Genomic DNA, 23190 nt, shown 5'->3' with positions numbered 1-23190 from the left:
GGGGAGGGACCATGCCGGTCATCGAGATTTCCAACCTGCAGAAGCGGTACGGCGAGACCACCGCCGTGGCCGACGTGACGTTTACAGTGGACAGTGGCGAGATCTTCGGGATCCTCGGGCCGAACGGCGCGGGCAAGACGACCACGGTGGAGTGCCTGAGCGGGCTGCGGCAGCGCGACGGCGGCTCGGTGCGCGTGCTCGGGAAGGACCCGGACCGCGACGGTGCCGAGCTGCGCAACCTGGTCGGGGTGCAGCTCCAGCAGAGCGAGCTGCCGGAGAAGATCCGCGTGTGGGAGGCGCTGGACCTCTACAGCTCCTTCTACCGCGACCCCGCCGACTGGCGCGAGCTGCTCGACGTGCTCGGGCTCTCCGCGCGGCGCAACGCCCGCTTCGGCACGCTCTCCGGCGGGCAGAAGCAGCGGCTGTCGATCGCGCTCGCGCTCATCGGCAATCCCCAGGTCGCCGTGCTGGACGAGCTGACCACCGGGCTCGACCCGGCGGCACGGCGGGAGACCTGGGCGCTCATCGAGAGCGTGCGCAACCGGGGCGTCACCGTATTGCTGGTCACCCACTTCATGGACGAGGCGCAGCGCCTCTGCGACCGGGTCGCGGTGATCGACTCGGGCCGCACCGTCGCGGTCGACACACCGGCCGCGCTCATCGCCAAGGTCGAGGCCGAGCGCGGGCTCGACCGGGCCACGCTCGAAGACGCGTACCTGGCCCTCACCGGCCACGAGATCGGGGTGTAACACCATGTCATCCGCAGTCGGCCGAATGACCATCGTGGAGTCCAAGCTCTTCCTGCGGGACTCGATGAACCTCGTCATGGGGGTCGCGTTTCCGGCCGTGCTGCTGCTCCTGCTCGGCTTCGCGCTCCCCGGCTTTCGCGACGTCGCCGACGACCTCGACGGGCTCCGGCCGATCGACATCTACGTGCCGATTTTGCTCGCCATGGCGATCGCGACGCTCGCTGTGAGCGGCATGCCGACCTACCTCGCCACCTACCGGGAGCGGGGCGTCCTGCGCCGGCTCTCCACCACGCCGGTCGGCCCGGTCAACCTGCTCGGCGCGCAGCTTCTGGTCAACGGTGCCGCGACGCTCGTCGCGGTCGCGCTGGCCGTGGCCGTGGGCGTGGCCGCCTTCGGCGTCGACCTGCCCCAGCAGGTGCCAGGCTTCCTGATCGCGCTGGTCCTCGGTATCGCCGCGATGTTTGCCGTCGGCCTGCTGATCGCGGCGCTCGCGCCGCGCGCCAAGACCGCGACCGGGATCGGCATGCTCGTCTACTTCCCGATGATTTTCTTCGCCGGCGTGTGGACGCCCGGACCGGTCATGCCTGACGTGGTGCGCCGGATCAGCGACTTCACGCCGCTGGGCGCCGCCTCGCAGGCGATGCAGGACGCGTGGAGCGGCACCTTCCCGTCCGCGCTGCACCTGGTGGTGATGGTCGGCTATCTGCTGGTGACAGGGGCGCTGGCGGCACGGTTCTTCCGCTGGGAGTGACCAGTCGGGGGAGGTGGCCGGGCACATGGGCCGGCCACCTCCTCGGCGCTCTCGGGCAGGAAGGCCGAGGTCCAGCCGGCGACGCCCCAGAGCCCGGCCAACGGCAACTGTGGGCGGCCGCGAGCCTTCGGTCAGACGCGGAAGCCGGCAGCCCGCGCGGCCTGGCGCTCGCGCTTGCGCTCTCGCCGCCGCCGGATCAGCCAGACGAACATGAGCACGATCACGACGAGGAAGAAGAGCACCAGGAACGGCAGCACGATCGCGATCACCGACATGAACACGCTGGTGAAGTCTTCCGCCGTGCTTGCCACGGGCGCGCCGACTCCGGCCGTGCCCGTGTTGATGACCGGGCGGGCGGCCGCCTTGATGCCGTGCACGCCGAGGGCGATCAGCACGCCCACCGCCACCGGAACCCACTGGTTGGAGGAGAAGAAGTGCCCCGGGTCGCTCACCGTCACGGTCTCCGAGCTGGAGCCGGCGCCGAACGCGAGCCCGCCCGCCGTGGGGCGCACGACCGTCTGCACCACGTCGTTGACGCTGTCGACGATCGGGATCTTGTCGGCGAAGAACTCGACCGCGAGCAGCACCGCCAGGATCGTGACGACCCAGCCGTTGCCCAGCCAGCTCCAGCTGCTCGGCAGCTCGATCAGATCGGTGTAGCGCGCCAGCAGACCCATCGTGAGCAGGGGAATGTAGGCGTTCAGCCCAGCTGAGGCGGCCAGGCCCGTCCCGGTGAGCGCTTCCAACACGTGTCCCAGCATCGCATCGCCGCGCCAGTATGTCCGGCTCTCCGGCTGGTAGATCGACTCGCGAACGTGTGGTCCGTGGGGCCTGCGGGGCGGGGCGCGCCCGCTTGGCTAGTCTCTTCGGGTGCGGTTGGTGATTGCGCGGTGCTCGGTGGACTACGTCGGACGGCTCTCGGCACACCTGCCGCCGGCTACGCGGCTGCTCATGGTGAAGGCGGACGGGTCGGTGTCGATCCACGCCGACGACCGGGCCTACAAGCCGCTCAACTGGATGAGTCCGCCCTGCCGTCTGGAGGAGGCGCCCGGCGTGTGGCGCGTGGTCAACAAGGCCGGCGAGGAGCTGCGCATCACGCTGGAGGAGATCTTCCAGGACACCTCCTACGAGCTGGGCATCGACCCGGGCCTCCAGAAGGACGGTGTCGAGGCGCACCTTCAGGAGCTGCTGGCCGCCAACCCGACCACGCTCGGTGACGGCTACACGCTGGTGCGGCGCGAATACATGACCGCGATCGGGCCGGTCGACCTGCTCTGCCGGGACGCCGCGGGCGCCGCCGTCGCGGTCGAGGTCAAGCGCCGCGGGGAGATCGACGGCGTGGAGCAGCTGACCCGCTATCTCGAGCTGCTCAACCGCGACCCGCTGCTCGCGCCGGTGGCCGGTGTCTTCGCCGCACAGGAGATCAAGCCGCAGGCGCGCGTGCTGGCCGAGGACCGGGGCATCCGTTGCGTTGTCGTCGACTACGACAAGCTGCGCGGCATCGAGCGCGACGAGCTGACCCTCTTCTGATCGGGGGAGCCGGGCGGCCGTGCTCATCGCGGATGGTAGAGCGCGGCGCGGACGGTCTGGACCACGTGGTCGGGGTCTTTGTACAGATCGTCGTCGGTGAAGTAACGCAGCCGCCAGCCCCGGGTCTCCAGCCAGTTGTGCCGGGACTGGTCGAAGCGCGTGTCGCCGTCGTAGACGACGCCGACCCGCTCCTCCGCGTATGCGAGGTCGATCCGGCACCGGACCCCGCCTGCCTCGTCGTGCACCGCGAGCTGCGGCTCGGGCGCCGGGAGAAGCCCGTCGTGCAGGATCAGCCGCAGGTGGCTCTCCTGCCGGCAGGTCGCCCGCGGATCGGCGAGCCGCACCAGCTCGCGGGCCTGCCGCACGCCGCGGAGGCGGTCGTGCCGGAGCACCTCGTCGGTCAGCTCCTCGGCGGTGCAGGCGCCCACACGCAGGGCGGCGTCGAGCACGGCGAGCGCGTCGAGGCGGTCGAGCTGCCGGGCGAGGTCGACCGCGCACCGGGCCGGGCCGAGGCAACGCAGCCCGAACACGTCGCGCACGTCGGCGAAAGGGAGCACCGCCCCATGCGCGGCGACGCCCCGCCGCTGCGGGATGGGGGCGCCGGCCGGGAGCGCGATGTGCAGCGCGTCGGTCGGGACGACGCCGAAGCCGTAGAGCATCGCGGCTGTGTGGTGGGTCAGCACCGCGATTGGCGGCAGCACCCGGACCGCCGCGCGGAGGCGATCGAGGTCGGCCCCGGTCGCCACGCGCTGGGCGGCCTCGTCGTACACGTCGCTCATGACGGACAGGATCGGCCCGCCCACCGGCCGGCCGCCACCGCCCGCCGCCTACCTGTGGACAGCGGGGCAGCCTGTGGAAAACGCCCCGATCAAGCCCTCATCTGCTAGGGGCCTAGCCATCTTGCGACAGGGCCTAGTCGTCCCGCGACGCCGCCGGTCTGGGCGACGCCGCTCCGGACGACGACGGCATGGGCCAGGTCGCCGGCGCCACCTGCACCGCGTACGGCAGCTCGGCCGTCACGCACTCCCCAGGATTGACGCTCCGGTGCAGGTCGTAGTGACCAACAGCGGCGCGCGCGTAGAGGTGCGCCACCGGGCCGTTGCTGGTGCGTTCGATCCGCCAGAACGCGTCGATGCCGGCGTCGGCGTACAGGCCGGGCTTGACGCACCGGTCGAAACGGCGGCTGCTCGGGCACTCCACCTCGACCACGAGCGCGACATCGGCCGACTCGACCCAGGTGCCGCCCTTGGGCGTGCCGGGGAGCAGCACGGTGACGTCCGGGGTCAGGTAGCTGGCGCCCGCGTGCAGGCCGACGCCGCTGGTGACGGTCCAACCGGGCGGTACGGCCGTGCGCAGGTCGCCGGCCACGTGCTCGACCAACCGCCGGTGGTCGTCGTCGAGTGGGGCACTGACGTGCAACGCGCCATCGATGATCTCGTAGCGGTGATTGTCTCGGGGGATCGCGCGCAGGTCGGTCTCCATCCACGGCCGGTCCGGCGCCTCGAGTCGGGGTGCCACGCTGAACCACCTCCTCGTGCCTCAGCCTACCGACGCTCGCGCGTCGCGCTAGTTGATCTAGGCAACGAGACAGACCTGGGCTACCGCTCTGTCCGTCGTGGTCCGGGCCGCTGCTCCCGCAGCCGCACCCTCCGCGGTCCACGATCCCGCCCACGTCCGCCGGCGCGAGCGCCCGCGGACCGGCCAAGCGAACGGGCGCCCGCCAGAAGCGGGCGCCCGTGTCGAAAGCGAAACGGCGCCTACGAAGCCGCCGCGTCCCGGGAGCGGGCCTTGAGCGCGCGGACGACCCCGTCCTTGCCCTCCGCGACCAGCCGGCGCAGCGGAGCGGGATGCCCCTCCTGCGCCAGCCACTCGTCGGTGGCCGCCACGGTCGCCTCGCTGACCTGGTACGCCGGGTAGGCCAGGATCACGAACTCCTGCGCCGGCTCGCTGTCGCGCCGGTCCCACACCTGGCGGACGGTGCCGAAGTACGGCCCGACGTACGACGCGGTGAGCTCCGCCTGGGTCGGGTGCTGGAACCCCTGGAGCAGCGCCCGGTGCTCCCAGTTGGGCAGCGCCTCGGTGCCGGTGAGCCGCCGCCACAGCTCGGCCTTGCTCTCCGCCGTGGGCAGCAGTGCGCGGGCGAACGCCGCCTCCCGCTCGCCACTGGCGGTGCGGTCGCGCCCCAACTCCGCCTCGATATCGTCGGCGCCGACCACGCCCTTCGCGGACAGCGACTGCACGAGCGACCACCGCAGCTCGGTGTCGATGGTCAGCCCTTCGGGCACGCCGGCACCGTCGAGCCAGCCGTGGAGCACCGCCAGGTCGGCGGCGTCGCGGGAGGCGGAAGCGTACGCGCGGGCCCAGGCGAGCTGGAAGCCGCTGCCCGGCTCGGCCGCCGCGACCGCGTTGCGGGCGGCGCTCGCGAGGCTCGCCCAGCCGGTGGGCGCCCAGGCCGGGTCGGCGTAGAACGACAGCGTGCTCTGCGCCTGCCGGAGCGTGGCGGTGACCAGGTTGATGTCGCGCTCGGCGGGGAGCCCGGCCACGACCAGCGCCACGTAGTCGCGGGCGGCCAGCTCGGCGTCGCGCACCATGTCCCACGCGGCCGCCCAGCACAGCGCCCGGGCGAGCGAGGACTCGAAGCCGGCGATGTGCTGCACCACGGTGGCCATCGAACGCTCGTCCAGCCGCAGCTTGGCGTACGTGAGGTCGTCGTCGTTGATCAGCAACACGTCGGCCGCCCGTACGCCGGTGAGCTGGGGGAGTGGCGTCTCCTCGCCGGTCACGTCGACCTCGAGCCGCTCGCGGCGCACCAACTGGTCGCCGACGAGGTCGTAGAGGCCCACGCCGATGCGGTGCGTACGGAGCACGGGGTACTCGGCCGGCGCCTCCTGGAGCACGGAGACCGACTCGTACGTGCCGTCGGGCCGGAGCGAGACCGTCGGCCGGAGCGTGTTGACCTGCGCGGTCTCCAGCCACTGCGCGGCGAACTTGCGCAGCTCCCGCCCGGACGCCGACTCCAGCTCGCTGAGGAGGTCGTCGAAGGTGGCGTTGCCCCACGCGTGACGGGCGAAGTACGAGCGGAGGCCGGCCAGGAAGGCGTCCTCGCCCACGTACGCGACGAGCTGCTTGATCACGCTTGCGCCCTTGGCGTACGTGATGCCGTCGAAGTTGACCTCGACCGCGGCCAGGTCGGGCATCTCGCAGTACACGGGATGGGTCGAGGAGAGCTGGTCCTGCCGGTAGCCCCAGTTCTTCCGCACGGAGAGGAAGGTGGTCCACGCGTCGGAGAAGCGGGTCGCGTTGGTGTTGCACCAGTGGCTCGCCCACTCGGCGAACGACTCGTTGAGCCACAGGTCGTTCCACCAGCGCATCGTGACCAGGTTGCCGAACCACATGTGGGCCAGCTCGTGCAGGATCGTGTTGGCCCGCTGCTCGTGCTCGAAGTCGGTGACCTGCGACCGGAAGATGTAGTGCGCCTCGGCGTGCGTGACGGCGCCGAAGTTTTCCATCGCGCCGGCGTTGAAGTCGGGGACCCACAGCTGGTCGTACTTCGGCAGCGGGTAGCGCACGCCGAACTGGCGGTGGAAGTAGTCGAAGCCCTGGGTCGTGATGGTGTGCAGCTCGTCGGCGTCCATGTGCTGGGACATCGAGGCGCGGCAGAAGTATCCGAGGTCGATGCCGTCGTGCTGGTATCGCACCTCGTGGTAGGGGCCGGCGCAGAGCGCGGTGATGTACGTGCTCATGCGCGCCGACTGGGCGAAGTGGACGGTCTTGACCTCGCCGTTTTCGGCTACCGTCGCGACCGGTGCGTTGGAGACGACCTTCCAGTGGCTCGGCACGGTGGCGTGCCAGGTGTAGACGCTCTTGAGGTCGGGCTGGTCGAAGCAGGCGTAGACCCGCTGGGCGTCGGCCGTCTCGAACTGGGAGTAGAGGTAGACCTCCTTGTCCACCGGGTCGACGCTGCGGTGCAGCCCTTGGCCACTGGCGGAGTAGAAGAAGTCGGCGTCGACCACGAGCGTGTTGTCGGCGGCGAGGCCGGCGAGCACCAGACCGCCCTCAGCGGACCAGGCGGAGATGTCGACCGGCTGGCCGTTGAGCTGGGCGGAGCGCACCCGCTCGGCGGCGACCTCGATGAATGTGGTGGCGCCCGGCTCCGTGCAGCGGAACGTCACCTGTGTAATGGAGCGGAAGGTCTGGTCGCCGGCGCCGGCGCGAGACAGGTCCAGGGTGATGTCGTATCCGGTGACCTCCAGCAGGCGGGCCCGTTCGGCCGCCTCTACCTGGGTCAGGTTGCGCACTCCGGCCACGGTTGGTCTCCTGCCTTTCCGCCGTCGTCGTCGACAGCCTGCTCCGGACGGTCCTGGTCGACAGCCCGTCGAACGAGTCTGTCATGCCAACGTCACAGAACAGGGGGTGGCCCAGTTCACGAACCGACCTGGATGCCGTCCCCGGTTCGCGGGAGCAGGATGGACCCATGGTTGAGCGTTCATCTGTTGACATGTGGTTCGACCCGATCTGCCCCTGGGCCTGGCTCACCTCGCGATGGCTCCTCGAAGTGGAGAAGGTCCGCCCGATCGACATCCAGTTCCACGTGATGAGCCTTTCCGTGCTCAACGAGGGACGGGACCTCCCGGACTCCTACCGCCAAATGATGGAGACCGCGTGGGCGCCGGTGCGGATCTGCGTCGCGGCCGAGCAGGCGTACGGCCCGCAGGTCCTGCGCGACCTCTACACCGCGCTCGGGACCCGCATCCATCCCGGCGGGCAGGAGCGGGGGCCGGAGCTTTACCGGGCGGCGCTTACCGACGCCGGCCTCGACCCCGACCTCGTCAAGGCGGGCGATTCCACGGAGTACGACGAGGCGCTGCGCCAGAGCCACGACGCCGGCATGAAGCCGGTGGGTCTGGACGTGGGTACCCCCGTCATCCACGCGCCCGGTCCGGGCGGCGCCGACAAGATCGCGTTCTTCGGCCCGGTGATCACTCCGGCGCCCAAGGGAGAGGCCGCCGGCAAGCTCTGGGACGGCGTGCTGCTGGTCGCCGGTACCCCCGGTTTCTACGAGATCAAGCGCACACGGGAGGCCAAACCGCTCTTCGACTGAGCGCCCTGGGACGCCCTCAGGGTGTCGGTCGTCACACCGATGCGCGACGGTACCGTCACGCACTATGACGATCGTGCACCCGATCTCCCGGGCCTGGATCACCACGGGCGGCACCGGCGCGCAAAACTACGACGAGTTCGCCGATGACGCCGAGATCACCTCGATCATCGCCGACAACCCGCACAGCGCCCTGGCCGTCGAGATGCCGCACCGGGCGCCGGAGAGCGTGGGCAGGAGCTTCGCCGAGGCGCTCCCGGTCGCCGTCGAGCGGCTCGCCGAGGCCAAGGCGGACGGCAGCTACACGCCCGCCGAGCAGGTGATCGCCCTCTACCGGATCACCGCGCCCGGCGAGGCACCGGCGTACGGCATCTTCGCCATGGTCGACACCGCCCAGATCTCGACCAGCGCCGACGAGCCCGGCCTGGTGATCCGCAACGAAGACGTCTTCATCGAGAAGGTGCGCGAGCGGGTGGCGCTGGCCAAGGCCACCGGCCACCTGCTCTCGCCCGTACTCCTGCTCCAGACCGCCCGCGGCGACGAGTTGCACGCGGCGCTCGCCGCGGCCACCGACCGGGCCGGCGCCCCGGCCGCGACCGACGTCGACCAGGCCGGGCGCACGCACGCGGTGTGGCTGGTGGGCCCTGGCCCCGAGCAGGACGAGCTGACCGCTCTGGCCGGCGGCGGCGAGCTGGTCGTGGCCGACGGCAACCACCGCAGCCTCGCCGCCCAGACCGGCGGCCTCCCGCGCTTCCTCGCGGTGGTCACCACGCCCGGGTCGGTCGCCATCCAGCCGTACAACCGGCTGGTCAGCGAGCTGACCGTGCCCGTACCCGAGCTGCTGGACCGCCTGCGCGCGGCGGGCGCCGAGGTCCGCGCGGTGCCCGGCCCCGCCTCGGTCCCGGCCGCCGGCGGCACCGTCCACCTCTACGCCGGCGGCGAGGTGCACGCCGTCACGCTGCCGCCGACCCCGGGCGCGAGCGCGGTGGACAACCTCGACCACGCTCTGGTCGAGCGGGTCGTCCTCCGCGAGGCGCTGGGGCTCGACCCGGGCGACAAGCGGATCACCTACGTGGGCGGCGACTACCCGGCCAGATGGCTCGCCGGCGAGGTCGACGCGGGCCGTGCCGAGCTGGCCATCCTGATCGCCCCGGTGACCGTCGACGACTTCGTCTCGGTCAACCTGGCCCGGCAGAAGCTGCCCCGCAAGAGCACCTGGTTCACGCCCAAGGCGCGGGGCGGTCTCGTCCTGACCCAGCTGGCGTGAGGCCGCGCGGGGCGGCCGACCAGGTGGCGGCCGGTCTGCGCGCGGTGCTGTCCGCCTGACAGACTGCCCCGTATGCGCGTCTACCTGGGATCCGACCACGCCGGCTACGAGCTGAAGGTGCACCTCGTCAACTACCTCGGCAAGCAGGGGTACGAGACGGTCGACGTCGGGCCGCACACCTTCGACCCCGAAGACGACTACCCGGCGTTCTGCCTGCACACCGGCGCCCGAGTGGTCGCCGACCCGGGCAGCCTCGGCATCGTGATCGGCGGCTCGGGCAACGGTGAGCAGATCGCGGCCAACAAGGTGGCCGGCACGCGCGCCGCCCTCGCTTGGAATGTGGAGACGGCCCAGCTCGCCCGCCAGCACAACGACGCCAACCTGGTGGCGATCGGCGCCCGCCAGCACACGATCGACGAGGCCACCGCGATCGTCGAGGCGTTTCTGACGAGCACGTTCTCCGGGAGCGAGCGCCACGCGCGGCGGATCAAGCAGGTCGCCGTGTACGAGGAGGGCCGGGAGCTGCCGCCCTTGCCGTGAGTGCGAGGTCAGCGGGTGCCGCGGGGCGGATCGTCGCGCGGCACCCAGTTGCGCCGTACGATGACCAGCCGCTCCCGCGCCTCGGCCAGGTCGGCATCGGTCGGCCGGGCGGCGTCTCGGGCGCGCATCGCCGCGCTGATGCCCACCTGCGACGACCCGGAGCCGACCAGGCCGCGCAGCCCGCGCTCGGTATCCCGGTCGTCGGCCACGCTGCGGGCGGGCGGCGGCTCGGGGTCGAGCACCTCGGGCGTCACGACGGAGGCGGCCGCGTCGGGGTCGGGCGGCTCGCGGTGGTCGTCCGGGGGACGCGGGCGGGCCGACCCCTGCCGCAACCGGCGCCGCCTGCGCTCAGGATCCGCCATGCGCTCGACCGTACCCGTTGACGGCTCAGAAAACCTCGGGCGCCACCGGCAGGCGGTGCCAGCCGAACGCGGTGCTCGCCGGGAGGAGTGAGCCGGGGCGCAGCTCGCGTACGCGGCCGGCGGTGGCGAGCGCGGCCAGTGAGGTGCCGCCCAGGTACGCCGCGCCCAGGTCGACGGCCCCGCAGGCCAGATCGGGCTCCGCCGACGTACGCTCGCAGGCCGCCCGGTCGGTGCCGCCGACGAGCCGCCAGCGGCCGGAGTTTTCCGGCAGGATCGGGTCGCTCACCTCGAACACCACGTCGACCGGGGAGGCGTACCGCCGGGCGGAGAGCGCGCCCGGCAGGTCGACAAGGCGCACCCACAGCCCGTCGGAGTAGTGGGTACCGAGCCGCTGGGGTTCGTTGACGAGGTGCAGCAGCGGCTCGTCCAGGGCGGCGAAGCTGTACCGCACGCGGCGGGCCAGGTCGATGCCGAGCAGGAAGCGCCACAGCGCCGCGTACGCCACCGGGTCGGCGGCGGCCACCTCGGTCACGTGCACCTCGGCGTCGGGGCCGGTGGCGCTCCAGCCGGACTTGCTCCGCCACAGCGCGTACCCGTCGAGCCCGCCCTCGCCCTCGTGCACGACCGCGCGCAGCTCGGTGGCATCCCGGCGCTGCGCCGGCGGGTCCGCGAGCACCTGGGCCCACCAGTCTTCGTCCCGGCTCGACCAGCCGGGGCGGTCGGGGCGCAGCGTGTCGTACACCTTGGTCATCTCGGCCAGCAGGTCGGCCGGTGTGCCGGCGCGGAGCTGGTGTGCGGCGGTGGCCGCCGGCAGCCCCACCTCACGCGCGTCGATCGTGAGCTCCAGCCTGGCGGAGGCGAACCCGTACCCGAAGCGGGGGTAGATCCGCCCCTCGCTCGCCCACAGCACGGCGATCGGCTCGCGCCCGGCGTCGCGTACGTCCTGGAACTGCCGCCGCATCAGCCGGGTGAGCAGCCCGCGCCGCCGGTGCGTGGGGGCCACGCCGACGCCGGTGACGTGTGCCGCGGCGAGTACGGCGCCGGGCACGGTCAGGTCACGGGTCATGGCGACCGCGTGCCCCACGATGTCGTCCCCGTCGGTGACGACGAGCGCCCGCTCCGGCTCCCAGACCCGCCGCTCGACATCGTGCGTCGCCGGGTCGAAGGCCCGGTGGAACAGGCCGAAGAGCAGGGCGGACACCTTGGCGAAGTCGTCGGGCGTGGCTTGGCGGAGGGGCAGGTCGGCGTCCGTCATCCGTTCTGTGTAACCGATGGATGGCAGTCCGGGCGACCGGTTTGTCGCGTCGCTCGCCGTCAGTACCCTCGGATATGAGGATTCGGTCGGGGGAGGCAGATCATGGCAGACCAGACGCAGCCGTGGGCCGAGCGGACGGTGGACCTCTCACCGGAGCCGTCGCCGCAGTCCTACCAGCGCGGGGTCGCCCAGGTCCAGCCGCGGGATCAGGGCCGGCCACCGGCGGCGCCGCACGAGCCGACCGGCACCGGCTGGCCGGAGCCCGAGGTGGAGCCCCGGTGGGCCCCACACGGCTACCAGCGGGGGCAGTGGCGGATCGGCAAGGGCTGGACCGTCTTCGGCGCGCTGGTCGCGTTCGTCTGCTGGGGCATTTGGGCGATTTCGACCCGAGGCGACCTCACCAGCCCTGTCCTCACGTTCGTGCTCTCGCTCGCGGTGGCCGCCGGCCTTTTCGCCCTCCTGCGCCTGGTGGGCCGCATCGTGCTGGAGCGCCAGCTCGGCCGGGTCCGGCGCAGCGCCCGGGGCGCCCACCTGGTGACCGGGCTCTTCCTGACCGGCGTCGGCATCGCCTACCTGCGCCAGACCGAGTGGGTCATGGACGCGGTCAACTGGGTCCGCGGGCTTTTCTGACCCACGCCCGAGCCGCTGCGCCGGCAAGAGAAGCCATTTCAGAAAGATTTGGGCTACCGCGACGTCCGTCGCGGCCCAGGCCGCTGCTCCCGCAGCCGCATTCTCCGCGTCCACCAGCCCGTCCCAGGGCAGGCGGGAGCGGGTCTGGTCCGCGCGGTTCCGCACGAAATCGAGCCGGCTCCGGCGGCAGGGGCGGAAGGCGGCCGGCGCCTCCCGATCGTGAGCCTGAGGGCGTAAAGTCCCTGACCGGGCTATGATGGACATCGATAGTCCGAAATGTCTGATGTTTGAGTGAGTGCTCAAACAACTTCCATGGGCGGCATTTCTAGATTGCCTTGAGTGATCCTGAGGGTGCAAGGCGTCACGCACGGGGGTTGAGGGGGTCTCCACAATGTCGTCCGGCGTCGATGCCGTGCGTGGCCGAAAGGCGCGCCGCATCCCGATCCACCGCACCCTCCCCGCCCTCGCCCGAGACCCGCTCCGCGCCTTCGCGGCGATCGGCCGGGACACCGGGGGCGAGGTGGTCCAACTCAACCTCGGGCTGCACCGGCCATACCTGGTGAGCCGCCCCGAAGACATGCAGCACGTGCTGCGCGACCGCGCCGACAACTACACGCGCGACGGCATGCTGTGGAAGCCGCTGCGCCGCCTCTTCGGCAACGGGCTCGGCATGGATGGTCCCGACTGGGCGCGCAGCCGCCAGCTCATGCTCCCGGTCTTCTCGGCGCGCAACGTGGCGACCATCATGGGCGAGCTCACCGCGGCGCTGACCGAGGCCGTCGACGAGCTCGACCCGTACGCGCGCGCCGAGGAGCCGATCGACACGCGGCTCGAGATGACCCGGATCATCCACCGCGCGCTCATCCGGGTCTTCATCGGTAAGGGGATGTCCACGGAGGACGCCGACCGGTTGGGGCACGCGGTCACCGGCGGCTTCACCTCGATCGGGCCGCGGCTGCTGCTGCCCTTCGTGCCCGACTCGGTGCCGCTGCCGGGCGACGGCGCCTTCATGCGTGCCGTGCGGCAGGCGGACGCGATCGTGACCCCGATCGTCCGCCAGCGCAAGCGGGAGGGGGCGACCGGAGACGACCTCGTCTCCCTGCTGTGCCGGGCCCGCGACGAAAACGGTGACCCGCTCGACGAGGAGCTTGTCCGCAACGACGTGGTGGCGATGTTCGCGGGCGCGAGCGAGACGTCCGCGGTGGCGCTCACCTGGCTGTGGATCCTGCTCAACGACCATCCCGAGGTCGCCGACCGGGTCTACGACGAGGTCGACCGCGTGGTCGGCGACGAGCCGCCCGGCCCGGCCCACGTGCCGAAACTGGTCTACACCAAGCAGGTGCTCCAGGAGTTGCTCCGGCTCTACCCGGTCGGCTGGATCATCCCTCGGTTCGCCCAGGAGGCGGACGTCGTCGGCGGCGTCGAGATCCCGGCCGGGAGCACGGTGCTGGCCAGCCCGTACCTCACACATCGGATGGAGCGGTACTGGGAGCGGCCGTACGACTTCGACCCGGACCGCTTCGGGCCGGAGCGCTCCGGCCGGCGGGCCCCGTCCTCGTACGTGCCGTTCGGGCTCGGCGCGCACCAGTGCCTTGGCAGCCACTTCTTCCTGGTGGAGGCCCAGCTGATCGTGGCGATCGTGCTCAGCCGCTACCGGGTGCGCCTGCGCGGGGCGGCGCCGGTCGTGCCCCAGGCGGCGGCGACGCTCCGCCCTCGGGGCAAGGTGGAGGTGATGCTCTCCTACAGGTCGCCCCAGTAGTCGGTCAGGCCGTAGAAGCCCTTGTTGAAGTCGATGTACCGCTCCAGAAACAGTGCCAGCTCAGGCTGCTCCGCGCGCAGCGGCCGCAGCAGCGCCAGCGCCTCCGCCACCAGCACGCCGATCCGCTCGGTCACGCCCTCGCGGGTCACCCCGAGCATCATCGGGTTGAGATCGCCCCAGGTCACGTCCCGGTCATAGGTGCCGAGGTCGTTCAGCAGCCGGATCACCTCCTGCACCTTCCGACCAGCCGCCAGTACCTCGTCCGCCCGGGCGATGGGCGGCGGCCCGCTGGTGCTGACCCAGTGGGAGAGGAACACGAATGAGAAGCAGATGTTGTCGGCGTTGCCGAGGTAGTCCTCGAAGCTGGGCAGCGCGGTGGTGTCGCCGGCGGTCCGGCTGGCCTGCCAGTCCCACTCGAGTGCCATGGCGTCGACCATCCGCTGAAACTCCAACCGCCAGGCCGGGCGCAGCGCCGGGTACGCGGGGGCGGCGGAGAGCGTCGCCAGGATGTCGGCCAGCAGCAGCGCCAGGGGATCGTCGGCGGCCGGCGGCTCCCCGTCGACCACCGCGAGGCAGCGCCGCACGATGTCCGTGACCTCCGCGCGAGACTGCGCCAGATAGTCGACCTGCCAGTCCAGCGCGAACGCCCACAGCGTGGCGCGGTTGGCCACGCGCAGGTCGCCAGCGCTGAGCCACGGTCCGCAGAAAGCGTTGGCCAGCGTGACCGTACTGAACAGGGCCGGATCGAACGGGTTCGCGGGAAACAGGGCCGGGTAACGCGCGGCGAAGGCCTGCAGATCCCGTTGGGCCTGACCCGCCACCGCGGAAACCCGTCCGGACTCCACTGCGGACAATGTGGCCGCCGTGTCCACTGTGAGGTTTCCCACTTCGACTCCCCTCAATGGTTGGTGTATCCATTCTCGTGCGCCAGGCCGTTCGACCCAAGCGAAGGCGAGAGTTTTCCCCGTGGACACCGAAGTGATCCAATCGGGCGACGGTACCGATATCGCCGCCGCCGCCCATGAACTGATTGGTCAGTTGACGAACGAGGCGTGGGGGTATCTGTCCCCATCGGTCTACGAGACCGGCCGGCTCGTCGCGCTGGCGCCCTGGCTGAGCGGGCACGAGCGCCGGTTGGAGTTTCTGGCGGCGGCCCAGCGCCCGGACGGTGCCTGGGGCGCCCCGGACGAGTACGCGCTGGTGTCCACGCTGAGCGCGGCGGACGCGTTGCTCGGCACCGCGGAGAGCCGGTTCCAGCCGGTGGCGGCGAAAGGGCTGGCCGTTCTCTTCCAGTGGTTGGCCGGCGGTTCGCGACTGTCCATGCCAGACACTCCGGCGATCGAGATAATCGTCCCGGCGCTCGTCGCGTCCATCAACCGCCACCTGGAGGGCGGAGCCGGTGCGCCCGGGGCCCGCCTGCCCGTACCCGAGGGGACGGACGAGCCGCGCCTGGCCCGCATCCGCGCCGCCGTCGGGTCCGGTGCGCCGGTGCCGCCCAAGCTGCTGCACTCGCTGGAGGTGGCAGGTGAGGCCGCGCGCGCCGCCGTCACCGTCCGGCCCGGACCCCGTGGCACGGTCGGCGCGTCGCCCGCGGCCACCGCGGCGTGGCTCGGCGGGCCGTCGCGGCATCAGGCCGCCGGCGCGCTCGACTACCTCGAAGCCGTCGTCCACCGGCACGGCGGGCCGGTGCCGAGCGTCGTGCCGGTCGTCCAGTTCGAGCGGGCGTGGGTCCTCAACACGCTGGCCCGGGCCGGCATCAAGGTGGCCGTACCGCCGGAGCTGCTCGCCGGCCTGGCCGAGCACCTCGACGAGCGCGGCACACCTGGTGGCGCCGGCCTGCCGCCGGACGCCGACACCACCTCGGCGGTACTGCTGGCGCTGGCCCGGTGCGGCGACGACCGGGGGCTGGAGGCGCTGTCGGCCTACGAGACGGATACCCACTTCGTCACCTGGCACGGCGAGCGGACCGCTTCCACGAGCGCCAACGCCCACGTGCTGGACGCGTTGGGGGAGCAGGTGATCCGCACACCGTCACTCGCCGGGCGGTACGCGCGGGCGATTGACAAAGTGACATCCTGGCTCGCGGGTCAGCAGTCCGCGGCGGGGGCATGGGCGGACAAATGGCACGCGTCGCCCTATTACGCGACCGCGTGCTGTGCCATTTCGCTTCACCGCTACGGCACCGGCCCGCAAGCCGCGGCAGCGGTCGACAAGGCGCGCGAGTGGGTCGTCGGCACGCAGCGTCAGGACGGCTCGTGGGGCCGCTGGGAAGGTACGGCCGAAGAGACCGCGTACGCGATGCAGATTTTGCTGCTGACCGCGGGCGGGGGCAATGGTGCAATCCCCCGGGCGGCCGCACGCGGCTATTCATACTTACGGGCGACCTTTGGTCGGGAACCGCATCCTCCACTGTGGCATGACAAGGACCTGTACGTACCCGCGGCCATCGTCCGAGCAGAAATACTCGCAGCTCTTCACCTTGCCGGCCGGGAACCAACGGTATGGACACTCGCCGAACGACTCGAAAGCGCCCAACAGACGTAACGCAGTTGGCCTTGAGTGACGTAAGGGACACTGCTACGGTCCCTCGGGTGCCGTCGGTGGCAGTATCGAGCACCGTTGAGCCAGGTCGATGAATCGGGCGAGGATTCCAACCCGGGCAGGTGTGATGAGTTCCCGCAGTTCACGCGTGAGGATCAAGGTTTTTGCGCTCCTACTCTCCCTCGCTGCGCTGTGGGCGTTCGCGGCGTTCGTAACGGCTCGTGATGGTCTCAACCTTCTGTGGGTGAGCACGCTCGACCAGAAGTACGGCCGTCCCACCGACGCGCTGATCCTCGCGCTCCAGCAGGAGCGCCGCCTCTCGCTGGTCTACCTCGGCAGCGGGCCGCGGGCCGACCGGGGTCCGCTGGACGCCCAGCGGGCCCAGACCGACGAGGCCCGGGCCAAGCTCTCCGAGCTGGCCGGTGACACCGACGTGCGGCTGGCCGCCAGCGAGGCCGCCGAGCAGCGCATCGACGAGCTGTTCGACCAGCTCGGGGAGCTCGACCCGGCACGCGAGGCGATCAACACCGGCCAGATCGGCCGAGACGGCGCCGCCAGCGCCTACACCGGCATGATCGACGCCAGCTTCCGGGTCTTCGGCTCGCTGGCCGGCCTCGACGACCAGGAGATCGCCAAGGACGGCCGCACGCTGGTCCAGCTGACCCGTGCCCGCGAGGTGATCTCGCAGGAAGACGCACTGGTGAGCGGCGCGCTCGCGGCCGGGCGGCTGACCGAGAGTGAGCGGTCCCGGCTGGTCCAGCTCTCCGGCACGCAGCGGTTCCTCCGCGCGGAGGCCGTGGCCGAGCTGCATCCGGCCGACGCGGCTCGCTACAACGAGCTGGTCAACGGCGCGGCGATGCGCCAGTTCACGACGCACGAAGACCGCCTGATGGCCGAGGGCGGCAGCGGCCGGCCGGCAGTCAGCCCGCAGGCGTGGCGGGGCGCGGTCGATCCGATGCTCGCCTCGTTCACCGACCTGGTGGTCGCCGGCGTCGACGACACGGTCGACCGGGCGACGCCCGCCGCGGTCGGCGTCGTCGTCCGGCTCGGCCTGGCCGGTGGTCTCGGGCTCGTCGCCCTGATCGCGTCGATCATTATGTCCATCACCACGGCCCGTGCGCTGGTCCGCCAGCTCGAACGCCTCCGCACCGCCGCGTGGGACCTGGCCAACACGCGCCTGCCCAGCGTCGTCGAGCGGCTGCGCCAGGGTGAGAAGGTCGACGTGGCGGCCGAGTCACCACCACTGACGTTCGGTAACGACGAAATCGGCCAGGTGGGTCAGGCGATCAACGCGGTGCAGGAGACCGCGATCCGGGCCGCCGTCGACCAGGCCGAGCTGCGCCACGGCGTGCGCGACCTCTTCCTCGGCCTGGCCCGCCGCAACCAGGCGCTGGTGCACCGGCAGCTCAAGGTGCTCGACGAGATCGAGCGGCGGGAGACCGACGCGCACGAGCTGGCCGACCTGTTCAAGGTGGACCACCTCGCGACCCGTATGCGGCGCAACGCGGAAAACCTCATCGTGCTCTCCGGCGCCGTGCCGGGCCGCCGCTGGCGCAACCCCGTGCCGTTTGTCGACGTCGTCCGGGGCGCGGTCGCCGAGGTCGAAGACTACACACGGGTCTCGGTGCTGCCGATCGACGTGGCGGCGCTCTCCGGCCGCGCGGTCAGCGACGTGATCCACCTGCTCGCCGAGCTGATCGAAAACGCCGCCTCGTTCTCGCCGCCGTACACGATGGTCAACGTCGGTGGGCAGAAGGTGGCCAACGGCTTCGTCGTGGAGATCGAAGACCGCGGTCTCGGCATGAGCGAGCAGGAGCTCGACGCAGCCAACGATCTGGTCAGCAACCCGCCGGAGTTCAACCTCTCCAGCACCGCCCGCCTCGGGCTGTACGTGGTGGGTCGGCTCGCCGAGCGGCACGGGATCGACGTGCGCCTGCGCCGCTCGCCGTACGGCGGCACGATGGCGATCGTCCTGATCCCGTCCGCCCTTGTCGTCTCCGACTCGCCGGAGGAGCTGCCGGAGGGCGCCGCCGACGAGCCGGTGGCCACCGACGGCGGCGAGGCCGACCGCCGGGTCCGCACCTACCAGTCGCTTCGCGCGCCCGCCGACGGCGCGACCACGCCGGCCGCCACCACCGGCCCGACCGCCGTGCCTGGTCCGACCGCGGTGCCTGGTCCGACCGCGGTGCCTGGTCCGACCGCGGTGCCTGGCCCGACCGCCGTGCCGGCGCCCGCGCCCTCCGGTCCGATCCCCCTGCCGACGGCGAGCAACGCGCCCGCACGAGCCGCCACGCCGAAGGAGGCGCCCGTCTCGCCGACGCCGATCGTCGCGCGGGCCCGGGTCAACTCGCCGGAGCGGCGAGACGCGGAGCTGCCCACCGCGGGCCGCCCGCCGGCCCGGACCGACGGTGCGGCGCCGACCAACGGCAGTGGCCATCCGACACCGCGCGACGCGGTCACACTCACCCCGTCCGGCCTGCCGTGGCGCGTGCGCCAAGCGAGCCTGGCCGCGCCCCTGCGGGATTCGACGGCGAGCCCGGAACAGCCGACCCCACCGGCGCCCGCGCGTACACCGGAGCAGACCCGCAACATGATGGCGTCCTACCAGTCGGCGACCCGGCGTGGCCGCGCGGAGGCGGAGCGGCGCCTCAATGCCGAGACCCCACCGCAGTCGCCCCCCGATCGGTCAGCGTCGACCGGCGACACCGAGCCTTCCGCATAACCCCCGCGCGGCACGTTCAGCTCAGAAAGAGGTTCGACAAGTGGCCCAGACGACAAGTTCCGTCAGTGACCTGGCTTGGTTGCTCGACGACCTGGTCGAGCGGGTGGACGAGGTGAAACAAGCCGTGGTGCTCTCCGCCGACGGCCTGCTGATCGCCGCGTCGCGGGACTTGAGCCGCGAAGACGCCGAGCACCTGGCGGCGGTCGCGTCCGGCTTCCAGAGCCTCGCGCGGGGCGCCGGCCGCCAGTTCAAGGGCGGCAGTGTGCGCCAGACCATCGTGGAGATGGACACGCTCTTCCTCTTCGTCACCGCCGCGGGGCAGCGCGCCAACCTGGCGGTGATCGGGACCGAACACGCGGACATCGGGCTCGTCGCGTACGAGATGGCGATGCTCGTGACCCGGGTCGGTCAGTTCCTCACGACGCCCTCGCGGTCGTCAGTGAGCCCACCCGATGGGAGGTGACCCTTTGGACCCCATGACGCAGATGCCGGACGAGGAAATCTGGCACGACGACGAGGCCGGGCCGGTCGTGCGGCCGTACGCGATGACCCGCGGCCGCACGGCGCCGGCGCGGGGCGAGTTCGACCTGATCTCGCTGGTGGTGGCGACGCGGTCGGTCCCCTCGATCGCAGCGGGTCTGCAGCCCGAGCACATCACGATCATGCGGCTGGCCCAGCGCCCGCTCTCCGTCGCGGAGGTCGCCGGCCACCTCACGCTGCCGCTGGGCATCGTGCGAGTGCTCCTCGGCGACCTGCTGGACAAGGGATACATCCTGGCTCGCGAGCCACAGCCGGCCGCGCACATGCCCCCGGAGCGGATCTTCAAGGCGGTGATCAATGGGCTCCGCTCTCTCTAAGGAGGCGACGGACGCCAGCATCCCGATGGCGATCAAGGTACTGATCGCCGGCGGTTTCGGGGTCGGCAAGACCACCCTCGTCGGCGCGGTGAGCGAGATCCGCCCGATGCGCACCGAGGAGGTGATCACCGAGGCGAGCGTGGGGGTCGACGACACCTCCGGCGTGGAGGCGAAGACCACGACCACCGTGGCCATGGACTTCGGGCGCATCACCATCTCCGACGAGGTCGTGCTCTACCTCTTCGGCACGCCCGGCCAGGATCGCTTCTGGTTTGTCTGGGACGAGCTCTCGATGGGCGCGGTCGGCGCGGTGGTGCTGGCCGACACGCGCCGGCTCGCGGAGAGCTTCCCGTCGATCGACTACTTCGAGGGGCGGGGCACCCCGTTCATCGTGGCGGTCAACTGCTTCGACGGCGCGCCTCAGTACACCGCCGAGGACGTGAAGCTCGCCCTCAACCTCGACCCCGACGTGCCGCTGATGCTCTGCGACGCGCGGGAGACCTCCTCCGGCAAAAACGTGCTGATCACGCTGATGGAGCACGCGATGTCCAAGGCGGCTGCGTCCCTGGCCGGGTAGGGGCCGCCGGCCGGGTCGCGGCGCGCGCCGCTGGTCGAGGCACTCTCCGCGACATTTCATTTGGTACGGCCGACGACCGACCCGCCGTCCTGACCGCCGCCGGGGCCCGGTGTGGACCGATCCACGAGTTCGCCACCGGCCCCGGCGCTGCCCGACGAGCGGCGCGAGCGGCGGGCCCGGCAGCGGCTCTCGGCGCCGCGGCGATCACGGCGCGGCTGCCGGATATAGACGACCTGTGGCGTGGATAGCAGCCATAACTCGTCTTGATCCGGGGCTTGCCCTGCCCGGTCGGCGGTCCCAGCGCCGCCGGCAACGCCCGGCCACCGCCCCCGACGCGACCACGATCTCCCGGTGGTCGTGCCTGCACCACAACGAGGTCGGTGCCTCCACGCACCCCGTGCCGGTGCCGAAGCTCCGCCAGGTGCTCCGCTATCCGGCCAATGGCGATCCGGCCCGGTTCCGCCTCTCGTCCGGACGAGGATTCACCATGCACGGTGACTTCTTCAACGCCTGGCCCGAGGCCGAGCTGGAACGGAGGGTGCGCGACTGCATCCGGCCGATCATCAAGTGCGGCGTCAACGGGACGCCGTGACGGACGACCATCCCTGCCGGCCCGGTAACGGGTCGGATCGGACCGCTACGGTGATGCTGCCGTGAGCCCGGGGCCTCCCGCCGAGCGGGAGGCCCCGAGGTGCGTCACCAGCCCACGGCCACCAGCAACCACTGCGGGTTGGCGCGGGAGACGAACGAGGACTGGTCGGCGTAGTCGTCGTACGGGAAGCCGTACGACAGCTTGTTGATCGAATGGTCGTGCCAGAACCGCGAGTAGTAGTTGGCCGGCGCCGTCTGGTAGAAGTTCGCCGGGTTCGACTGCTGCGACTGCGGCAGGTGGGCGACGTGCCGGTTGAGCGCGGCGCACATCGCGGGGTTGTTCGCCAGCGGGCCGGCACATCCGAAGATGTCCGTTGTGGACGCCGAGAAGCCGACCGACGAGGCGTAGCTGGACAGGTAGTTCTGGTACTGCCCGCCGGCCTGGAACTGCGGCGAGTGGCCCGGCGACGGGATGCGGTACGGCGCCTGGATCTGCGCCAGGTGGTCGAACTCGGCCGGCATCTCGTTGATGAACCGCTGGAAGGTCGCCGCCCGGTCCTCCTGGAACGTGGCGAGGTCCTCGCCGACCGACACGTCGTACCCGTCGTGCGCGCGCAGCCGCATCGCCAGCTTGAGGCCGAACGCGTCGACCCGCGTGGTGTTGCCGTTGAAGACCGACGGCCCGACGGTGAACTCGATGAAGTCCCAGTACTGCGAGTTGGGTGAGCCGAGGTAGAAGTACATCCGGCCGGCGGTGTTGACCGGCATGTCGAAGTACGGCCGCTCGGCGATCGAGTACGTCTGCCCGTTGTAGCTCCAGAACACCTGGCTGTCCGGGTACCGGCCGTTGGTGCGGTTGAGGATCTTCAGCATGACGACGTTCTGCGCCGGCGGGATCGAGCTCGTGTCCCCCCAGAAGCCGCCGGGCGGCGGTGGGCTGGTGGGCGGTGGCGTGGTGACCGGTCCGCCCGAGCCGGTGCGCACGGCGAACTCCCAGAGCGAGTAGCCGTAGGGCGTGGCGCGTGCGGTGCCGTTCATCCGCACGTACCGGCCGGTGCCGCTGACCGCGAGCGTCTGCGTGCCGCCGGTGCCGGTGGTGGTGCTGTGGACGGTGGTCCACGTGCTGCCGTTGGCGGAGACCTGGATCTGGAACGCGCGCGCGTACGCCGCCTCCCAGCTCAGCACCACCTGGCAGACGGCGACCGAGGCGCCCAGGTCGACCTGGATCCACTGTGGATCGCCGAACGTGCTGGACCAGCGCGTGGCCGTGTTGCCGTCGAAGGCGTTGGCGGCGGCCATGGTGGCGTTCTCGGCGGAGGAGGCGGTGGCCGGGCGCCCTTGCGCCGCGTTGGCGGTGCCGCAGGCGCTCGTCGTGCTGTTGCCGAACACGCCGAACTCCCACAGCGAGTAGCCGTAGGGCGTGGCGCGTGCGGTGCCGTTCATCCGCACGTACCGGCCGGTGCCGCTGACCGCGAGCGTCTGCACGCCGCCGGTACCCGATGTGGTGCTGTAGATGGTCGACCAGGTCGAGCCGTTGGTGGAGACCTGGATCTGGAAGGCGCGCGCGTACGCCGCTTCCCAGTTGAGCACGACCTGGTCGATGACGGCCGTGGTGCCCAGGTCGACCTGGATCCACTGTGGATCGCTGAACGTGCTGGACCAGCGCGTGGCCGTGTTGCCGTCGAAGGCGTTGGCAGCGGCCATGGTGGCGTTCTCGGCGGAGGAGGCGGTGGCCGGGCGGCCCTGGGAGATGAGCGGCCCGGCCGCGTTGGCGGTGCCGATGGCGACCACCGTGTAGCCGGCGACGATAAGGAGGATCGCGGCGATGAGGGGACGGTGACGTCGAGATCTCTGGCGCATGGCAGCTCCCGTGCGTGGGTGAGAGAGCGCTCTCTAACACGTGGAGCGTCGTCGATGCAAGGCCTCTTAGTCAAGGGGTGTCCCGAGGCGGAGCGCGTTCA

General features: G+C 71.4%; 21 protein-coding genes and 1 pseudogene. 14 read left to right on the top strand and 8 right to left on the bottom strand.

Annotated elements, in window-relative coordinates; genetic code table 11:
- Positions 1-11: 11 nt before the first annotated feature.
- Together ACFFIA_RS24790 and ACFFIA_RS24785 are read left to right on the top strand one after the other, a co-directional pair.
- Positions 12-680: pseudogene (locus ACFFIA_RS24790) on the top strand (ABC transporter ATP-binding protein); the annotation flags it as partial.
- A 94-nt stretch (positions 681-774) separates the two neighbouring features.
- Positions 775-1500, top strand: coding sequence for an ABC transporter permease (locus ACFFIA_RS24785; RefSeq protein WP_377254256.1), 726 nt, complete (start codon positions 775-777; stop codon positions 1498-1500).
- 131 nt (positions 1501-1631) lie between these two features.
- Here the strand turns inward: ACFFIA_RS24785 and ACFFIA_RS24780 are convergent, their stop codons facing one another.
- Positions 1632-2249 carry a DUF4126 domain-containing protein gene (locus tag ACFFIA_RS24780; protein ID WP_377254253.1) on the bottom strand — a complete coding sequence of 206 codons (618 nt, stop codon included), beginning with the start codon at positions 2247-2249 and terminating at the stop codon, positions 1632-1634.
- 121 nt (positions 2250-2370) lie between these two features.
- On the opposite strand from ACFFIA_RS24780, the gene nucS reads away from it, so the two are divergent.
- Entirely contained in the window at positions 2371-3030 is a 660-nt protein-coding gene (gene nucS, locus ACFFIA_RS24775; RefSeq protein WP_377254250.1) for an endonuclease NucS, read from the top strand.
- A gap of 23 nt (positions 3031-3053) precedes the next feature.
- Here the strand turns inward: nucS and ACFFIA_RS24770 are convergent, their stop codons facing one another.
- The 3 genes from ACFFIA_RS24770 to pepN all read right to left on the bottom strand — a co-directional run bounded on the left by ACFFIA_RS24770 (position 3054) and on the right by pepN (position 7328).
- Positions 3054-3809 (bottom strand): type IV toxin-antitoxin system AbiEi family antitoxin, encoded by a 756-nt coding sequence (locus tag ACFFIA_RS24770; RefSeq protein WP_377254247.1) that lies wholly within the window; start codon positions 3807-3809, stop codon positions 3054-3056.
- 133 nt (positions 3810-3942) lie between these two features.
- Positions 3943-4548, bottom strand: coding sequence for a Uma2 family endonuclease (locus tag ACFFIA_RS24765; RefSeq protein ID WP_377254244.1), 606 nt, complete (start codon positions 4546-4548; stop codon positions 3943-3945).
- A 239-nt stretch (positions 4549-4787) separates the two neighbouring features.
- Positions 4788-7328, bottom strand: coding sequence for an aminopeptidase N (gene pepN, locus ACFFIA_RS24760; RefSeq protein ID WP_377254486.1), 2541 nt, complete (start codon positions 7326-7328; stop codon positions 4788-4790).
- Positions 7329-7504: 176 nt separating this feature from the next.
- On the opposite strand from pepN, the gene ACFFIA_RS24755 reads away from it, so the two are divergent.
- The 3 genes from ACFFIA_RS24755 to ACFFIA_RS24745 all read left to right on the top strand — a co-directional run bounded on the left by ACFFIA_RS24755 (position 7505) and on the right by ACFFIA_RS24745 (position 9935).
- Positions 7505-8131 carry a mycothiol-dependent nitroreductase Rv2466c family protein gene (locus tag ACFFIA_RS24755; RefSeq protein WP_377254242.1) on the top strand — a complete coding sequence of 209 codons (627 nt, stop codon included), beginning with the start codon at positions 7505-7507 and terminating at the stop codon, positions 8129-8131.
- A 64-nt stretch (positions 8132-8195) separates the two neighbouring features.
- Positions 8196-9395 (top strand): DUF1015 family protein, encoded by a 1200-nt coding sequence (locus ACFFIA_RS24750; protein WP_377254239.1) that lies wholly within the window; start codon positions 8196-8198, stop codon positions 9393-9395.
- Between the two features lie 72 nt (positions 9396-9467).
- Positions 9468-9935, top strand: coding sequence for a ribose-5-phosphate isomerase (locus ACFFIA_RS24745; protein WP_377254237.1), 468 nt, complete (start codon positions 9468-9470; stop codon positions 9933-9935).
- Between the two features lie 8 nt (positions 9936-9943).
- Here ACFFIA_RS24745 and ACFFIA_RS24740 read toward each other — a convergent pair whose 3' ends face one another.
- Together ACFFIA_RS24740 and ACFFIA_RS24735 are read right to left on the bottom strand one after the other, a co-directional pair.
- Entirely contained in the window at positions 9944-10297 is a 354-nt protein-coding gene (locus tag ACFFIA_RS24740) for a hypothetical protein (RefSeq protein WP_377254234.1), read from the bottom strand.
- Between the two features lie 25 nt (positions 10298-10322).
- Complete coding sequence (locus ACFFIA_RS24735; RefSeq protein WP_377254232.1) at positions 10323-11552, bottom strand: GNAT family N-acetyltransferase; 1230 nt, start codon at positions 11550-11552, stop codon at positions 10323-10325.
- A 102-nt stretch (positions 11553-11654) separates the two neighbouring features.
- Between ACFFIA_RS24735 and ACFFIA_RS24730 the strand changes: the two genes are divergently transcribed.
- Positions 11655-12182 carry a hypothetical protein gene (locus ACFFIA_RS24730; RefSeq protein ID WP_377254229.1) on the top strand — a complete coding sequence of 176 codons (528 nt, stop codon included), beginning with the start codon at positions 11655-11657 and terminating at the stop codon, positions 12180-12182.
- A gap of 412 nt (positions 12183-12594) precedes the next feature.
- A complete protein-coding gene (locus ACFFIA_RS24725) occupies positions 12595-13941 on the top strand; it encodes a cytochrome P450 (RefSeq protein WP_377254226.1) in 1347 nt (448 codons plus the stop codon).
- Here the strand turns inward: ACFFIA_RS24725 and ACFFIA_RS24720 are convergent.
- A complete protein-coding gene (locus ACFFIA_RS24720) occupies positions 13923-14828 on the bottom strand; it encodes a terpene synthase family protein (RefSeq protein WP_377254223.1) in 906 nt (301 codons plus the stop codon). The two genes, ACFFIA_RS24725 and ACFFIA_RS24720, sit on opposite strands and share 19 nt — an antisense overlap.
- Before the next feature lie 79 nt (positions 14829-14907).
- Between ACFFIA_RS24720 and ACFFIA_RS24715 the strand changes: the two genes are divergently transcribed.
- From ACFFIA_RS24715 to ACFFIA_RS24690, 6 genes are all read left to right on the top strand, one after another.
- Positions 14908-16485, top strand: coding sequence for a prenyltransferase/squalene oxidase repeat-containing protein (locus ACFFIA_RS24715; protein WP_377254220.1), 1578 nt, complete (start codon positions 14908-14910; stop codon positions 16483-16485).
- Between the two features lie 241 nt (positions 16486-16726).
- Positions 16727-19204 (top strand): sensor histidine kinase, encoded by a 2478-nt coding sequence (locus ACFFIA_RS24710; RefSeq protein WP_377254217.1) that lies wholly within the window; start codon positions 16727-16729, stop codon positions 19202-19204.
- A 40-nt stretch (positions 19205-19244) separates the two neighbouring features.
- Positions 19245-19667 (top strand): roadblock/LC7 domain-containing protein, encoded by a 423-nt coding sequence (locus ACFFIA_RS24705; RefSeq protein WP_377254214.1) that lies wholly within the window; start codon positions 19245-19247, stop codon positions 19665-19667.
- Between the two features lie 13 nt (positions 19668-19680).
- Entirely contained in the window at positions 19681-20061 is a 381-nt protein-coding gene (locus ACFFIA_RS24700; protein ID WP_377254211.1) for a DUF742 domain-containing protein, read from the top strand.
- Positions 20042-20638: a GTP-binding protein gene (locus ACFFIA_RS24695; RefSeq protein WP_377254208.1), complete on the top strand. Its 597-nt coding sequence runs from the start codon at positions 20042-20044 to the stop codon at positions 20636-20638. Before ACFFIA_RS24700 ends, ACFFIA_RS24695 begins: the two co-directional genes overlap by 20 nt.
- Before the next feature lie 235 nt (positions 20639-20873).
- Entirely contained in the window at positions 20874-21230 is a 357-nt protein-coding gene (locus ACFFIA_RS24690; RefSeq protein WP_377254205.1) for a hypothetical protein, read from the top strand.
- A 104-nt stretch (positions 21231-21334) separates the two neighbouring features.
- Here ACFFIA_RS24690 and ACFFIA_RS24685 read toward each other — a convergent pair whose 3' ends face one another.
- Positions 21335-23089: a discoidin domain-containing protein gene (locus ACFFIA_RS24685; protein ID WP_377254202.1), complete on the bottom strand. Its 1755-nt coding sequence runs from the start codon at positions 23087-23089 to the stop codon at positions 21335-21337.
- Between the last annotated feature and the right edge of the window lie 101 nt (positions 23090-23190).

This window comes from Phytohabitans kaempferiae (assembly GCF_042433955.1).
Taxonomy (GTDB): Bacteria; Actinomycetota; Actinomycetes; order Mycobacteriales; family Micromonosporaceae; genus Phytohabitans; species Phytohabitans kaempferiae.
This window is presented reverse-complemented; position numbering and strand designations above follow the sequence as displayed.

Bases quoted from the DNA above. Each gene is read 5' to 3' on its own strand.
- ACFFIA_RS24750 (WP_377254239.1), top strand. From the start codon at position 8,196: ATGACGATCGTGCACCCGATCTCCCGGGCCTGGATCACCACGGGCGGC.
- ACFFIA_RS24695 (WP_377254208.1), top strand. From the start codon at position 20,042: ATGGGCTCCGCTCTCTCTAAGGAGGCGACGGACGCCAGCATCCCGATG.
- ACFFIA_RS24770 (WP_377254247.1), bottom strand. From the start codon at position 3,809: ATGAGCGACGTGTACGACGAGGCCGCCCAGCGCGTGGCGACCGGGGCC.
- ACFFIA_RS24730 (WP_377254229.1), top strand. From the start codon at position 11,655: ATGGCAGACCAGACGCAGCCGTGGGCCGAGCGGACGGTGGACCTCTCA.
- ACFFIA_RS24740 (WP_377254234.1), bottom strand. From the start codon at position 10,297: ATGGCGGATCCTGAGCGCAGGCGGCGCCGGTTGCGGCAGGGGTCGGCC.
- ACFFIA_RS24785 (WP_377254256.1), top strand. From the start codon at position 775: ATGACCATCGTGGAGTCCAAGCTCTTCCTGCGGGACTCGATGAACCTC.
- ACFFIA_RS24755 (WP_377254242.1), top strand. From the start codon at position 7,505: ATGGTTGAGCGTTCATCTGTTGACATGTGGTTCGACCCGATCTGCCCC.
- ACFFIA_RS24685 (WP_377254202.1), bottom strand. From the start codon at position 23,089: ATGCGCCAGAGATCTCGACGTCACCGTCCCCTCATCGCCGCGATCCTC.
- ACFFIA_RS24745 (WP_377254237.1), top strand. From the start codon at position 9,468: ATGCGCGTCTACCTGGGATCCGACCACGCCGGCTACGAGCTGAAGGTG.
- ACFFIA_RS24700 (WP_377254211.1), top strand. From the start codon at position 19,681: ATGACGCAGATGCCGGACGAGGAAATCTGGCACGACGACGAGGCCGGG.
- ACFFIA_RS24735 (WP_377254232.1), bottom strand. From the start codon at position 11,552: ATGACGGACGCCGACCTGCCCCTCCGCCAAGCCACGCCCGACGACTTC.